General features: G+C 52.4%; 11 protein-coding genes and 1 tRNA gene. 5 read left to right on the plus strand and 7 right to left on the minus strand.

Translation table 11 applies throughout. The features are described from left to right. Nucleotides 1-42: 42 nt before the first annotated feature. Nucleotides 43-1,026 (minus strand): transcriptional regulator EbgR, encoded by a 984-nt coding sequence (gene ebgR / locus ACK8NJ_RS03195; protein ID WP_000212456.1) that lies wholly within the window; start codon nucleotides 1,024-1,026, stop codon nucleotides 43-45. A gap of 218 nt (nucleotides 1,027-1,244) precedes the next feature. On the opposite strand from ebgR, the gene ACK8NJ_RS03200 reads away from it, so the two are divergent. Next, on the plus strand, nucleotides 1,245-1,577 hold the full coding sequence (locus ACK8NJ_RS03200) for a tRNA-binding protein (RefSeq protein ID WP_000450588.1): 333 nt from the start codon (nucleotides 1,245-1,247) through the stop codon (nucleotides 1,575-1,577). 41 nt (nucleotides 1,578-1,618) lie between these two features. Here ACK8NJ_RS03200 and ygjG read toward each other — a convergent pair whose 3' ends face one another. Next, the gene (gene ygjG, locus ACK8NJ_RS03205) at nucleotides 1,619-2,998 is read right to left on the minus strand and encodes a putrescine aminotransferase (RefSeq protein WP_089703920.1); all 1,380 of its coding nucleotides are present in this window, start codon (nucleotides 2,996-2,998) and stop codon (nucleotides 1,619-1,621) included. A gap of 417 nt (nucleotides 2,999-3,415) precedes the next feature. On the opposite strand from ygjG, the gene aer reads away from it, so the two are divergent. After that, nucleotides 3,416-4,936: an aerotaxis sensor receptor Aer gene (aer, locus tag ACK8NJ_RS03210; RefSeq protein ID WP_001600514.1), complete on the plus strand. Its 1,521-nt coding sequence runs from the start codon at nucleotides 3,416-3,418 to the stop codon at nucleotides 4,934-4,936. A gap of 28 nt (nucleotides 4,937-4,964) precedes the next feature. Here aer and nfeR read toward each other — a convergent pair whose 3' ends face one another. Beyond that, nucleotides 4,965-5,588, minus strand: coding sequence for a DNA-binding transcriptional regulator NfeR (gene nfeR / locus ACK8NJ_RS03215; RefSeq protein ID WP_411962108.1), 624 nt, complete (start codon nucleotides 5,586-5,588; stop codon nucleotides 4,965-4,967). 276 nt (nucleotides 5,589-5,864) lie between these two features. Here nfeR and nfeF point away from each other — a divergent pair, with 276 nt between their 5' ends. After that, nucleotides 5,865-6,629 carry an NADPH-dependent ferric chelate reductase NfeF gene (gene nfeF / locus ACK8NJ_RS03220; protein ID WP_411962109.1) on the plus strand — a complete coding sequence of 255 codons (765 nt, stop codon included), beginning with the start codon at nucleotides 5,865-5,867 and terminating at the stop codon, nucleotides 6,627-6,629. A 53-nt stretch (nucleotides 6,630-6,682) separates the two neighbouring features. Here nfeF and ACK8NJ_RS03225 read toward each other — a convergent pair. Further along, nucleotides 6,683-6,758: transfer RNA gene (locus ACK8NJ_RS03225), tRNA-Ile, on the minus strand. Nucleotides 6,759-6,882: 124 nt separating this feature from the next. Here ACK8NJ_RS03225 and mug point away from each other — a divergent pair. Further along, nucleotides 6,883-7,389 carry a G/U mismatch-specific DNA glycosylase gene (gene mug, locus ACK8NJ_RS03230; protein WP_000228937.1) on the plus strand — a complete coding sequence of 169 codons (507 nt, stop codon included), beginning with the start codon at nucleotides 6,883-6,885 and terminating at the stop codon, nucleotides 7,387-7,389. 78 nt (nucleotides 7,390-7,467) lie between these two features. Here the strand turns inward: mug and rpoD are convergent, their stop codons facing one another. The 3 genes from rpoD to rpsU all read right to left on the minus strand — a co-directional run bounded on the left by rpoD (nucleotide 7,468) and on the right by rpsU (nucleotide 11,575). Continuing rightward, a complete protein-coding gene (gene rpoD / locus ACK8NJ_RS03235; protein ID WP_000437371.1) occupies nucleotides 7,468-9,309 on the minus strand; it encodes an RNA polymerase sigma factor RpoD in 1,842 nt (613 codons plus the stop codon). A gap of 194 nt (nucleotides 9,310-9,503) precedes the next feature. Beyond that, on the minus strand, nucleotides 9,504-11,249 hold the full coding sequence (gene dnaG / locus ACK8NJ_RS03240) for a DNA primase (RefSeq protein ID WP_000918827.1): 1,746 nt from the start codon (nucleotides 11,247-11,249) through the stop codon (nucleotides 9,504-9,506). 110 nt (nucleotides 11,250-11,359) lie between these two features. After that, nucleotides 11,360-11,575 carry a 30S ribosomal protein S21 gene (gene rpsU / locus ACK8NJ_RS03245; RefSeq protein ID WP_001144069.1) on the minus strand — a complete coding sequence of 72 codons (216 nt, stop codon included), beginning with the start codon at nucleotides 11,573-11,575 and terminating at the stop codon, nucleotides 11,360-11,362. A gap of 237 nt (nucleotides 11,576-11,812) precedes the next feature. Between rpsU and tsaD the strand changes: the two genes are divergently transcribed. Beyond that, nucleotides 11,813-12,826 carry a tRNA (adenosine(37)-N6)-threonylcarbamoyltransferase complex transferase subunit TsaD gene (gene tsaD / locus ACK8NJ_RS03250; RefSeq protein ID WP_001264352.1) on the plus strand — a complete coding sequence of 338 codons (1,014 nt, stop codon included), beginning with the start codon at nucleotides 11,813-11,815 and terminating at the stop codon, nucleotides 12,824-12,826. Nucleotides 12,827-12,868: the final 42 nt, after the last annotated feature.

Below are 12,868 nucleotides of genomic sequence, written 5' to 3' on the forward strand. Positions count from 1 at the left end.
ACCGTCCGGCAAAAACGATTGCCGGACAGTGTGTAAGGGGAATTAGCGGGTTGTACCGCGCAGTTTTAATTTGCTGGGAACGAAGACTAACAGCGGCAGCGCACGACCATCGCGGGCTTTTTCATACACCAGATTAACGCCCTGACTTCCCATCATTTCGGAATGGATGCGCACGGTGGAGAGCGGCGGAAAGGTAAATCGCGCGGTGGGGATGTCGTTCACGCTGATAAGCGAAATATCCTGTGGGATGTTCAGGCCACGTTCATGAATTGCCCGCAGTACGCCAATAGCAATGGAATCGGAAGCAACAAACAGTGCCTTCGGATAGTCTTCCTGCGCCAGCATCTGTTTTGCCAGTTCATAGCCCGACGAACTGGAAAAACCGCCGCGCCAGATATCCTCTTCGCGTACCACTTGTTTCAGTCGGCCATATTCCGCAAAGGCGACCTCACGAATATCCGCCTTGCCTGGCTCATCTTCACCGCCAATAAAACCAATACGATTAACGCCCTGGTTGATATAGAAGTCGATGATTTCTTTACTGATGCGTGCCAGATCGATATCCACCGCATCGTAACCGCTGCCGGGTTCGTGAAAGTCGATAAAACAGATATTGTCGGTCAACGCACAGGCGGCGGCGCGCAGGGCGGGCGTGGGTTTGCCGACAATTAAAATACCGGTGACGTTTTTAATGTCTGGTAATCCGCTGTGTTCATAACAGTTGGTCAGTTCGATCGCCAGCTTTTCGCACTGAGTTTCAATGCCGTGGCGGATCGCCAGATAGTAAGGATCGTTGATCTCCAGCTCCTGTTGGTAGCTGTAGATAGCCAGAATATGGTGTTGGTTGACTGCACCTGTCTGGAGTTTACGGGCACTACTGGTCTTGTACTCCAGCTTTTCGGCGATCTCCAGAATGCGATGTTTCGTCTCTTCTTTCACATTCAATGTCGGATCGTCATTTAAGACCCTGGATACTGTCGCCAGGGATACGCCAGCTTCGATTGCGATGTCTTTTAGTGTTGCCATGTTTACCTTTTTTACTTTCCCTGATGTGCGCCTCCATTGTAGAGGAAGTGCTTATCGGATCACCTGTTTTCAGTAAATAAAGCGCGTTTCTTTGACGCTGTAACGGTAACACAGCGGCTTGCGAATGTGATCACGCCTGCATTCTCCATTTTTAGCCTACAGGATTGAGAAAAACTTTTGCTATAGTTTAGTAAAATTTTACCCGAAGGGAGGAAACAATGGAAACCGTGGCTTACGCTGATTTTGCACGTCTGGAAATGCGCGTCGGAAAGATTGTGGAAGTGAAACGTCATGAAAACGCCGACAAGCTGTACATCGTACAGGTTGATGTGGGGGAAAAAACACTGCAAACCGTGACTAGCCTGGTGCCGTACTACAGCGAAGAAGAGTTGATGGGGAAAACGGTGGTGGTCTTATGCAATCTGCAAAAAGCGAAAATGCGTGGTGAAACGTCGGAATGCATGCTGTTGTGTGCGGAAACCGATGACGGCAGTGAAAGCGTGTTGTTAACGCCGGAGCGGATGATGCCTGCGGGCGTTCGTATCGTATAAAACAATCGGATGGCGACGTCGAATCGCCATCCGATTTGATATTACGCTTCTTCGACACTTACTCGCATGGCCGCCAGCGCCTTACGCGCCGCTTTGATCACCAGTTCACACTGTTCAATGGTCAGTGTCAGTGGCGGTTCAATGCGGATCGTTTTGGCGTTATTGAGCGTTCCGGCCACCAGGACGCGCTGACGGAACATCTCGCTGGCAAAGTTATAGCCGATTTCGTTATCAACAAACTCAATCGCCATCAACATTCCTTTACCACGCGCCTCTTGCACCAGATCGGGATATTCCCGCGTCAGTTGACGGAAACCGTCCAGCAACATATCGCCTTTTTGTTCAGCCTGAGCCGGTAAGTTCTGCTCCAGCAACACATTGATGGTCGCCAGCGCCGCCGCACAGGCCAGCGGGTTGCCGCCAAAGGTGGTGGTATGCAGGAACGGATTGTCGAACAGGACTGAGAACACCTCTTCAGTGGCGATGGTTGCGCCAATCGGCATCACGCCGCCGCCGAGCGCTTTGGCAAGGCAGAGGATATCCGGCTGTACGTTCTCATGCTCGCAGGCGAACATCTTGCCCGTGCGCCCCATGCCCGTTTGCACTTCATCGAGGATCATCAGTGCGCCGAACTCATCGCACAGCTTACGCACGGCGGTGAGATAGCCCGGCGGCGGCAGAATTACGCCACCTTCACCCTGAATCGGTTCGAGGATCACTGCAGCCACATCATCACCGGTTTTTTTGCACTCGTTAAGAGCCGTGCGCATGGCTTCGATATTGCCAAACGGCACATGACGGAACCCTGGCAGCAGCGGCATAAATGGTTTGCGGAAGGTCGATTTCGCCGTGGCTGACAGCGCGCCAAGTGATTTACCGTGGAACGCGCCGCTGGTGGCAATAAAAGTAAACTTGCCGCGCGGTGACTGGTAAGCCTTCGCCAGTTTCAGCGCTGCTTCAACGGACTCGGTGCCGCTATTACAAAAGAAGCTGTATTTCAGTTTACCGGGCGTCAGTGCAGCAAGTGTTTTTGCCAGCATCGCCCGTAACGGATCGAGCAGCTCCTGGCTGTGCAGCGGTTGTTTCGCAAGTTGATTCTGTACGGCGGAAACCACAACTGGATTACGGTGCCCCACGTTGAAAATTCCAAAACCTCCAAGGCAGTCGATAAACTCCTGTCCCTGGGTGTCGACAAGCGTATTTAAACCTCCCGCTTGCCACTCTACGGCTCCGTAATCCCCGCCGGCGGTAACAGATTTGCGATACTCTAAAAACCCCGGATTGACATGCTCTTTAAAGTATTCAATCACCTCTCGGTTAAGTGCTTTCATCTCCTCATGATCCAGAGTTCGCTTCTCAATGAGATTCAGGGCGTGGGCGCTGCACGCTAAAGCCGATGCGCTCGAAGGTAACCTGTTCAAAATATGCTCCGGAGGCTCGCGTATCACATGATACCGATTTAAGTATTGCAGGGATTACGCCACTCCGGCTGCGATCGCGAAAATCGGGATAAACACAAATGTGGTCATCATTTGCGCAATATTTAATGCTATTTGTTAACATCTGTTGTTATTTTGCACGGTTTTTGTCGGGTATGGATTTGGCGATTGCTTCACAAATGCACACTTTCAGGGCAACAACTGCCTGATTTTTGGGCAAGATAATTAACGTTTTCGTATAGTAACAGAGTGAAAGTATTTTAAATCAAGGGATTAGATTTATGCTTTAATCGCAAATTGCGATCTAAATCAAATTAATCAGTTAAAGATAACCGCAGCGGGGCCGACATAAACTCTGACAAGAAGTTAACAACCATATAACCTGCACAGGACGCGAACATGTCTTCTCATCCGTATGTCACCCAGCAAAATACTCCGCTGGCGGACGATACCACTCTGATGTCCACTACCGATCTGCAAAGCTATATCACTCATGCTAATGACACTTTTGTGCAGGTGAGCGGCTTTACCTTGCAAGAGTTACAAGGGCAGCCGCACAACATGGTGCGTCACCCGGATATGCCAAAAGCGGCGTTTGCAGATATGTGGTTCACCCTGAAAAAAGGGGAGCCCTGGAGCGGCATCGTGAAAAATCGCCGCAAAAATGGCGACCATTATTGGGTGCGGGCCAATGCGGTACCGATGGTGCGCGAGGGAAAAATCAGTGGCTATATGTCGATTCGTACCCGGGCGACGGATGAAGAGATCGCGGCGGTGGAGCCGCTGTACAAAGCGTTGAACGCCGGACGTACCAGTAAGCGTATTCATAAAGGCCTGGTGGTGCGTAAAGGCTGGCTGGGTAAACTGCCTTCATTACCGCTTCGCTGGCGGGCGCGTGGCGTGATGACCCTGATGTTTATCTTGCTGGCGGTCATGCTTTGGTTTGTTGCTGCCCCGGTGGTGACGTATATCCTCTGTGCGTTAGTGGTATTGTTGGCAAGCGCCTGTTTTGAATGGCAGATTGTCCGCCCGATAGAAAATGTCGCCCGTCAGGCACTGAAGGTGGCGACCGGAGAGCGTAATAGTGTTGAGCATCTGAATCGCAGCGATGAGCTGGGGCTGACATTACGCGCGGTAGGGCAGCTTGGCCTGATGTGCCGTTGGCTAATTAACGATGTCTCAAGCCAGGTGTCCAGTGTCAGAAATGGCAGTGAGACGCTGGCGAAAGGCACCGATGAACTGAACGAACATACCCAGCAGACAGTTGATAACGTTCAGCAAACGGTGGCGACCATGAACCAAATGGCGGCGTCGGTGAAACAGAACTCTGCCACGGCGTCGGCTGCCGATAAACTTTCTATCACTGCCAGTAATGCGGCAGTGCAGGGCGGGGAGGCGATGACCACGGTGATCAAGACAATGGACGATATCGCCGACAGTACCCAGCGCATTGGCACCATTACTTCGCTGATTAACGATATTGCGTTTCAGACCAATATTCTGGCCCTGAATGCGGCGGTGGAAGCGGCGCGAGCCGGCGAACAAGGCAAAGGTTTTGCAGTCGTGGCAGGGGAAGTGCGTCATTTAGCCAGCCGCAGCGCCAGTGCCGCCAACGATATTCGCAAGCTGATCGATGCCAGTGCTGATAAGGTGCAATCCGGTTCGCAGCAGGTACACGCAGCCGGACGGACGATGGAAGATATTGTGGCACAGGTGAAAAACGTCACCCAGTTGATCGCCCAGATTAGCCATTCAACGCTGGAACAGGCCGATGGGCTTTCCAGCCTGACCCGTGCAGTGGATGAGCTTAACCTCATCACCCAGAAAAATGCCGAGCTGGTGGAAGAGAGTGCGCAGGTGTCGGCGATGGTGAAACACCGCGCCAGCCGACTGGAAGACGCGGTGACGGTGCTGCATTAATCGGTATGTCGCATCCGGCAATCGGTGATTAATCCAGTTGCGTAATATCAAAAGCGGCGCGGTCGATCACCGCAATGATCTTTTTTATCTGCACATCAGTGATATCGCTCTGGTTGACGCGTAAATCCAGCACCGCTTTAAAATTATCCAGTGCCCGCTTCATTTGCGGGTTCTGGCGGAGTGCAGCACCAATGCAACGCGCTTTGATGCGTTCTTCGATCATCTCCACCTGTTCGCGGTTTTCTTCCAGCCACTGCGCGCCCTGTTCGGTCAGCGCAATCTGCTTCTTACCACCTTCCTCTTCGCGGATGGTAATCAGCGACTGCTCCTGGAGAAAATCCAGCGTCGGGTAGATGACGCCCGGGCTTGGGGTGTAATTCCCCTGGGTTAGATTCTCAATCGCTTTAATCAACTCGTAACCGTGGCTGTCATCGCGCGAGAGAATATCCAGAATCACCAGACGCAATTCACCGTGACCAAAGAAACGCTGCCGACGACCGCCGCCGCGACCGTGGCGACCACCGCAGCATTGACCGTGTTCATGCTGGTGACCGTGTCCGCAGTGCTCATGTTCTGACTTCTCACCTTTGCAGCAGCCTTCATGGCGTGGCTGGCCTTCATGTTTACAACACCCTTCGTGATGATGGCTCATATCAGCCTCCTTTTGCTTGATTAGATATATCTAATTTATATCTGATATGAGCGCTCTTGCAAGTATAAAAATGATTTTTAAACGTGGATGCACCTCACATCCAGGCCGGATAATGCGTTCACGCCGCATCCGAAAGCCTTGCTACGACGCTGAATGTCTTCTCATACTTCAGATATATCAGTTCTACAAATCGCTTGCATTTATCATGATTAACAATCATTATCATTTGCGAAATTTATTTAGATATATCTGATTACTATCACGAAGGCGATAACAATGAATAACTCCCCCCGCTACCCGCAGCGCGTTCGCAATGATCTGCGCTTCCGTGAACTGACTGTGCTACACGTTGAGCGTATTAGCGCCGGTTTTCAGCGCATTGTCCTTGGCGGCGAGGCGCTGGACGGTTTTACATCGCGCGGCTTTGACGATCACAGCAAACTCTTCTTTCCTCAATCTGATGCTCACTTTGTGCCGCCAACAGTAACGGAAGAGGGCATCGTCTGGCCGGAAGGACCACGCCCACCGTCGCGTGACTATACACCGCTGTATGACGAACTACGCCATGAACTGGCGATTGATTTCTTTATTCACGAAGGTGGCGTCGCCAGCAGCTGGGCAATGCAGGCGCAACCGGGCGATAAACTCACGGTGGCAGGTCCGCGCGGTTCGCTGGTGGTGCCGGAAGATTACGCGTATCAGCTGTATGTCTGCGATGAATCCGGAATGCCCGCACTGCGCCGCCGCCTGGAAACGTTGAGCAAACTTGCCGTTAAACCGCAAGTTAGCGCGCTGGTTAGCGTGCGGGATAACGCCTGTCAGGATTATCTCGCGCACCTTGATGGTTTTAATATCGAATGGCTGGCACATGATGAGCAGGCAGTAAATGCGCGTCTGGCGCAGATGCAAATCCCTGCCGATGATTACTTCATCTGGATAACCGGCGAAGGCAAAGTCGTTAAGAATTTAAGCCGCCGCTTTGAAGCGGAACAGTATGACCCACAGCGGGTACGTGCAGCGGCTTACTGGCACGCAAAGTAACTGATATATAAAAAGAAAAAGGCTGACGATTTCTCGTCAGCCTTTGCTATATCTGGTGGCCCCTGCTGGACTTGAACCAGCGACCAAGCGATTATGAGTCGCCTGCTCTAACCACTGAGCTAAGGGGCCATGGTAGCGGATTATAAAGTAACTCCGTGTCGCAATCCAGCCATTACCGCGCGCCTGCTGTTTTTATAAACAATGTATTTTCAATCCGTTATACTTTTCCTGGTGATGTTAGAAAGGAGTAAATATGGTTGAGGATATTTTGGCTCCAGGGTTACGGGTCGTGTTTTGCGGTATCAACCCTGGGCTTTCATCCGCCGGGACTGGTTTTCCCTTTGCTCATCCGGCAAATCGCTTCTGGAAGGTGATATATCAGGCCGGGTTTACCGACCGTCAGTTGAAGCCGCAGGAGGCACAGCATCTGCTGGATTATCGTTGTGGCGTCACCAAACTGGTAGACCGTCCAACGGTGCAAGCCAATGAAGTTTCAAAGCAGGAGCTACACGCAGGCGGGCGTAAGCTGATTGAAAAAATTGAAGATTATCAGCCGCAGGCGTTGGCGATTCTGGGCAAACAAGCATATGAACAGGGATTCAGCCAGCGCGGTGCACAGTGGGGGAAACAAACGCTCACCATTGGTTCGACGCAGATTTGGGTGCTGCCAAATCCCAGCGGTTTAAGTCGCGTTTCACTGGAGAAACTGGTTGAAGCGTATCGCGAGCTGGACCAGGCGCTGGTAGTGCGTGGGCGATAAAAAACGCCACCGAAAAGGTGGCGTTTGTGCAGAGGGCCTAGTGCCGGGTGCGGCGTAACGCCTGATCCGGCCTACCGATTAATCGTCCAGGAAGCTACGCAGCACTTCAGAACGGCTCGGGTGACGCAGTTTGCGCAGCGCCTTCGCTTCGATCTGACGGATACGTTCGCGGGTAACGTCGAACTGTTTACCCACTTCTTCCAGCGTGTGGTCGGTGTTCATATCGATACCGAAGCGCATACGCAGAACTTTCGCTTCACGCGCGGTCAGGCCAGCCAGCACGTCGTGCGTTGCCGCACGCAGGCTTTCGGTGGTCGCAGAATCCAGCGGCAGCTCGAGGGTGGTATCCTCGATGAAATCCCCCAGATGCGAATCTTCATCATCACCGATCGGCGTTTCCATGGAGATTGGCTCTTTGGCGATCTTCAGCACTTTGCGGATCTTATCTTCCGGCATAAGCATACGTTCAGCCAGTTCTTCCGGCGTCGGTTCACGGCCCATCTCTTGCAGCATCTGGCGAGAAATACGGTTGAGTTTGTTGATAGTCTCAATCATATGCACCGGAATACGGATGGTGCGCGCCTGATCCGCGATAGAACGGGTGATCGCCTGACGGATCCACCAGGTTGCGTAGGTGGAGAACTTGTAACCACGACGGTATTCGAATTTATCAACCGCTTTCATCAGGCCGATGTTACCTTCCTGAATCAGGTCAAGGAACTGCAAGCCACGGTTGGTGTATTTCTTGGCGATAGAAATAACCAGACGTAAGTTCGCTTCAACCATCTCTTTCTTCGCACGGCGGGCTTTCGCTTCACCGATGGACATACGACGGTTGATATCTTTAACCTGCTCGATGGTCAGGCCCGTTTCTTCTTCAATCTGCTGCAGTTTCTGCAGGGCGCGATGCACTTCTTCAGAGACATCGTGCAGTTTTTCCGACCACGGCTTGTTCATTGCAATTGCCGCGTTGAACCAGGTATCGCTGGTTTCGTTGCCGGTAAACAGGGTAATGAAGTTTTTCTTCGGCATTTTGCACTGCTCAACGCAGAGCTTCATGATCAGACGTTCTTGCGTACGAACGCGGTCCATCATGACGCGCATGCTGTTGACCAGGTAGTCAAACTGCTTCGGCACCAGGCGGAACTGTTTGAATACTTCAGACAGTTTCAGGATCTCTTCCTGAGCGGCAGCGTGACTGCGACCTTTCGCTTTGATGGTGTCACGCGTTACAACGTACTGAGCGCGCAGTTCCGCAAATTTTTCACGAGCCAGTTCCGGGTCGATGCTGTTGTCATCATCGGCGCTGTCGTCATCGCCATCTTCTTCGTCTTCATCTTCGTCATCGTCCAGATCTTCCTGGGAAAGCTCAGAACCGACGTGAGTGGCGGTAGGTGCCAGATCTTCTTCTGCGTTCGGGTCAACAAAGCCGGTGATCAGATCGGACAGACGCGCTTCTTCTGCTTCAACACGATCGTACTGTTCCAGCAGATAGGTGATCGCTTCCGGATATTCAGCAACGGAGCATTGAACCTGGTTGATCCCGTCTTCAATACGCTTAGCGATGTCAATTTCGCCTTCGCGGGTCAACAGTTCAACGGTGCCCATTTCACGCATGTACATGCGTACCGGGTCAGTCGTGCGCCCGATTTCAGATTCCACGCTGGAAAGCACCTGCGCGGCGGCTTCGGCAGCATCTTCGTCCGCGGTGTTTTCAGCCAGCATCAGATCATCGGCATCCGGTGCTTCTTCCATCACCTGAATGCCCATGTCGTTGATCATTTGGATGATGTCTTCGATCTGATCTGAATCGACGATATCTTCCGGCAGATGGTCATTGACCTCGGCATAGGTCAGATAGCCTTGCTCCTTACCACGGGTGACAAGAAGTTTCAGCTGTGACTGCGGGTTTTGCTCCATAAGACGGTATCCACACTTATTTCATGAGGTTGGTGTTGGGCGATTGACCCGATGTCCTTCAGCCGTTAACGCTGAAATCCAACGGTTGTTTACCGCCAACGATAATTACGAGGGCGTACTTATATATTTGCCGCTGCCTCTCAGTGCGGCTGTCGGGGGCTTCCCGATCGCTCTTCGGCACTTAAGCCGTTAAATCACTTTTTCGCCAGCTCCTGGTTTAATGTCCAGAGCTCCAGGCGTTCTTCGTTGCTTAAACCATGCGTGCGCTCACGAGCGATTAACTCTTCCTGGCGCAGTTCAAGCAGCGAATCAAACATATGGTTGAGTGAGTCGGTGAAGGTTTGCTCAGCAATATTCTTATCTGCTATATCGTCCCACATCGACAGTTTTTCAAGGGTGGCAGCATTATTTGTACCACGATAGTGCTCTAAAAGTTGCCCGGTGGTCAGACCTGGCTGGGAGAGACAAGTGTTGACCAGTTCTCTGAATAAGCCAAGTCCAGGGAGCTTATTTTCATCCAGATTCTCAAGCGGCGGGACCAACGTCGCTAATTCTGGATTTTGCACCAGCAACCCTATAAGTATACGCATGGTCGTGCGTTTTAGCTGCGGAACAGGGCGAGAAACGCCGCTCTCTGCCGCTTTTGGCATTAATCGTTCAAGCTGGCTGTCATCAAGTATGCCTAATTTGTTGCCTAATTCCTGACGAAGATATATTCGCAGCGTTTCGCCCGGCACTTGCGATATCAGTGGCAGTGCCAGCGTACTCAAACGTGCGCGCCCGTCAGGGGTACTCAGATCAACTTGCGGCATCAGACTGTTAAACAGAAATGCGGAGAGTGGCATCGCCTGCTCCATCCGCGCTTCAAACGCTTCTTTACCTTCTTTTCGTACCAGCGTGTCAGGGTCTTCGCCATCAGGCAAAAACATAAAGCGTAGCTGACGACCGTCTGTCATGTAAGGCAACGCCGTTTCCAGCGCTCGCCATGCGGCATCGCGGCCTGCACGGTCGCCGTCATAACAGCAAATGACATTGTTGGTCGCGCGGAACAACAGTTGTATGTGATCGGCGGTGGTTGACGTACCTAACGACGCAACGGCGTAATTAATACCGTATTGCGCCAGCGCCACCACGTCCATATAGCCTTCGACCACAAGCAGACGATTGGGTTCAGCGTTATCCTGCTGCGCTTCATAAAGACCGTAAAGCTGGCGGCCTTTATGGAAAATGTCCGTTTCCGGCGAGTTTAGGTATTTGGGGGTATCGTTGCCCAGCACGCGTCCGCCAAAACCAATCACCCGACCGCGTTTATCACGAATGGGGAACATCACCCGCTCGCGGAAACGATCGTAACTGCGACCCTGATCGTTAGTGACCAACATGCCCGCATCAATCAATGACTGGCGATTTTCTGGATTGCCGCCAAACCGCTTCAGGACGTTGTCCCAGCCAGGGGGGGCAAAACCAATCGCAAAGCGGGCGATAACCTCGTGGCTTAATCCGCGTTTTTCCAGATACTGGCGCGCAGACGTGGCAACAGGTTGCTGTAAAGATTGTTGGTAAAACGTATTCAGACCGTCCATCAACTGATAAAGCGTTTGCCGCTGATGGCGCTCGATCTGGCTGGGGCCGCTGCCTGCTTCAAATGGCACTTCAAGATTGTGCATTGCTGCCAGCTCTTCGACCGTTTCGACGAACTCGAGCTTGTCGTAGTTCATCAGGAAGTCGATCGCGTTGCCGTGCGCGCCACATCCAAAGCAGTGGTAAAACTGTTTCTCACCGTTAACGGTGAATGACGGGGTTTTCTCGTTGTGGAATGGACAACACGCGTGGAAATTCTTGCCCTGCTTTTTCAGCTTCACACGGGCATCGATCAGATCGACGATGTCAGTGCGTGCCAGCAGATCATTAATGAATACGCGTGGGATTCGTCCAGCCATAGGCCCCGATTTTTAGCAATTCATAAACGAAAATAAGCCGCGCATTCCTTTCGGAAGCACGGCCTTACAACTACAACTCGGTCTGATCGGAGAGCAACGCTCTCGGGGAATTAGTACAGACGAGTGCGGCGTGCGTTTTCGCGAGCCAGTTTCTTCGCGTGACGTTTCACTGCAGAAGCTTTAGCGCGCTTACGTTCGGTAGTCGGTTTTTCATAGAACTCACGACGACGAACTTCCGCCAGAACACCTGCTTTTTCGCAGGAACGCTTGAAGCGACGCAGAGCTACGTCGAACGGCTCGTTTTCACGTACTTTAATTACCGGCATGTGCCTCTCACCTTTGATTAATTCGGTTTGCCGCTGGCATCAACGCCAGCTTATTTCAAAATGGTGCGGAATTTTACTGCAATTGCTGCTGCTTTGTAAAGCACCGCGGCCTTTTTTGAAAGGGACTTTTATAAGGGTGAGGAGTATACACGAGGCTTTCTCCAGGGGCGAACAAAGTTTTACATCAACCCGCATTGGTCCTACACTGCGCGGTAATAAAGCGAGGTAAAACAAGTCATGCGTGTACTGGGTATTGAAACTTCCTGCGATGAAACCGGCATCGCCATTTACGACGATGAAAAAGGTTTGTTAGCCAACCAATTGTATAGTCAGGTGAAATTGCACGCTGACTACGGCGGCGTCGTGCCTGAACTGGCCTCCCGCGATCACGTGCGTAAAACCGTACCGTTGATCCAGGCGGCGCTAAAGGAGTCTGGTTTAACGGCAAAAGACATTGATGCTGTGGCCTATACCGCAGGCCCTGGATTAGTCGGCGCGCTGCTGGTTGGCGCGACCGTGGGGCGTTCTCTGGCGTTTGCCTGGGACGTTCCGGCGATCCCTGTACACCATATGGAAGGGCATCTGTTAGCGCCGATGCTGGAAGATAACCCACCGGAATTTCCGTTTGTCGCGCTGCTGGTTTCCGGCGGTCATACGCAGTTAATCAGCGTCACTGGCATTGGTCAGTACGAGCTGCTCGGAGAGTCTATCGATGATGCGGCTGGTGAAGCGTTTGATAAAACCGCGAAGCTGCTGGGGCTGGATTATCCTGGCGGGCCATTACTGTCGAAAATGGCGGCGCAGGGTACAGCCGGGCGCTTTGTCTTCCCGCGCCCGATGACCGACCGTCCAGGGCTGGATTTCAGCTTTTCTGGTCTGAAAACCTTCGCGGCAAATACCATTCGTGATAACGGCACCGACGACCAGACGCGTGCTGATATCGCCCGCGCCTTTGAAGATGCGGTGGTCGATACGTTGATGATTAAGTGTAAGCGAGCGCTGGATCAGACGGGCTTTAAGCGACTGGTAATGGCAGGCGGCGTGAGTGCTAACCGCACGTTACGGGCGAAGCTGGCTGAAATGATGAAAAAACGCCGTGGCGAAGTGTTCTACGCGCGTCCGGAATTTTGTACTGATAACGGCGCGATGATCGCCTATGCCGGAATGGTGCGGTTTAAAGCAGGCGCGACGGCGGATCTCGGCGTTAGCGTGCGTCCGCGCTGGCCGCTGGCGGAGTTACCGGCTGCGTAAAACTATTGGGTGCCGGAGAGTCACTTCCGGCACCGTCCTCAC

The organism is Escherichia sp. F1, assembly GCF_046764225.1.
GTDB classification, from domain to species: domain Bacteria; phylum Pseudomonadota; class Gammaproteobacteria; order Enterobacterales; family Enterobacteriaceae; genus Escherichia; species Escherichia coli.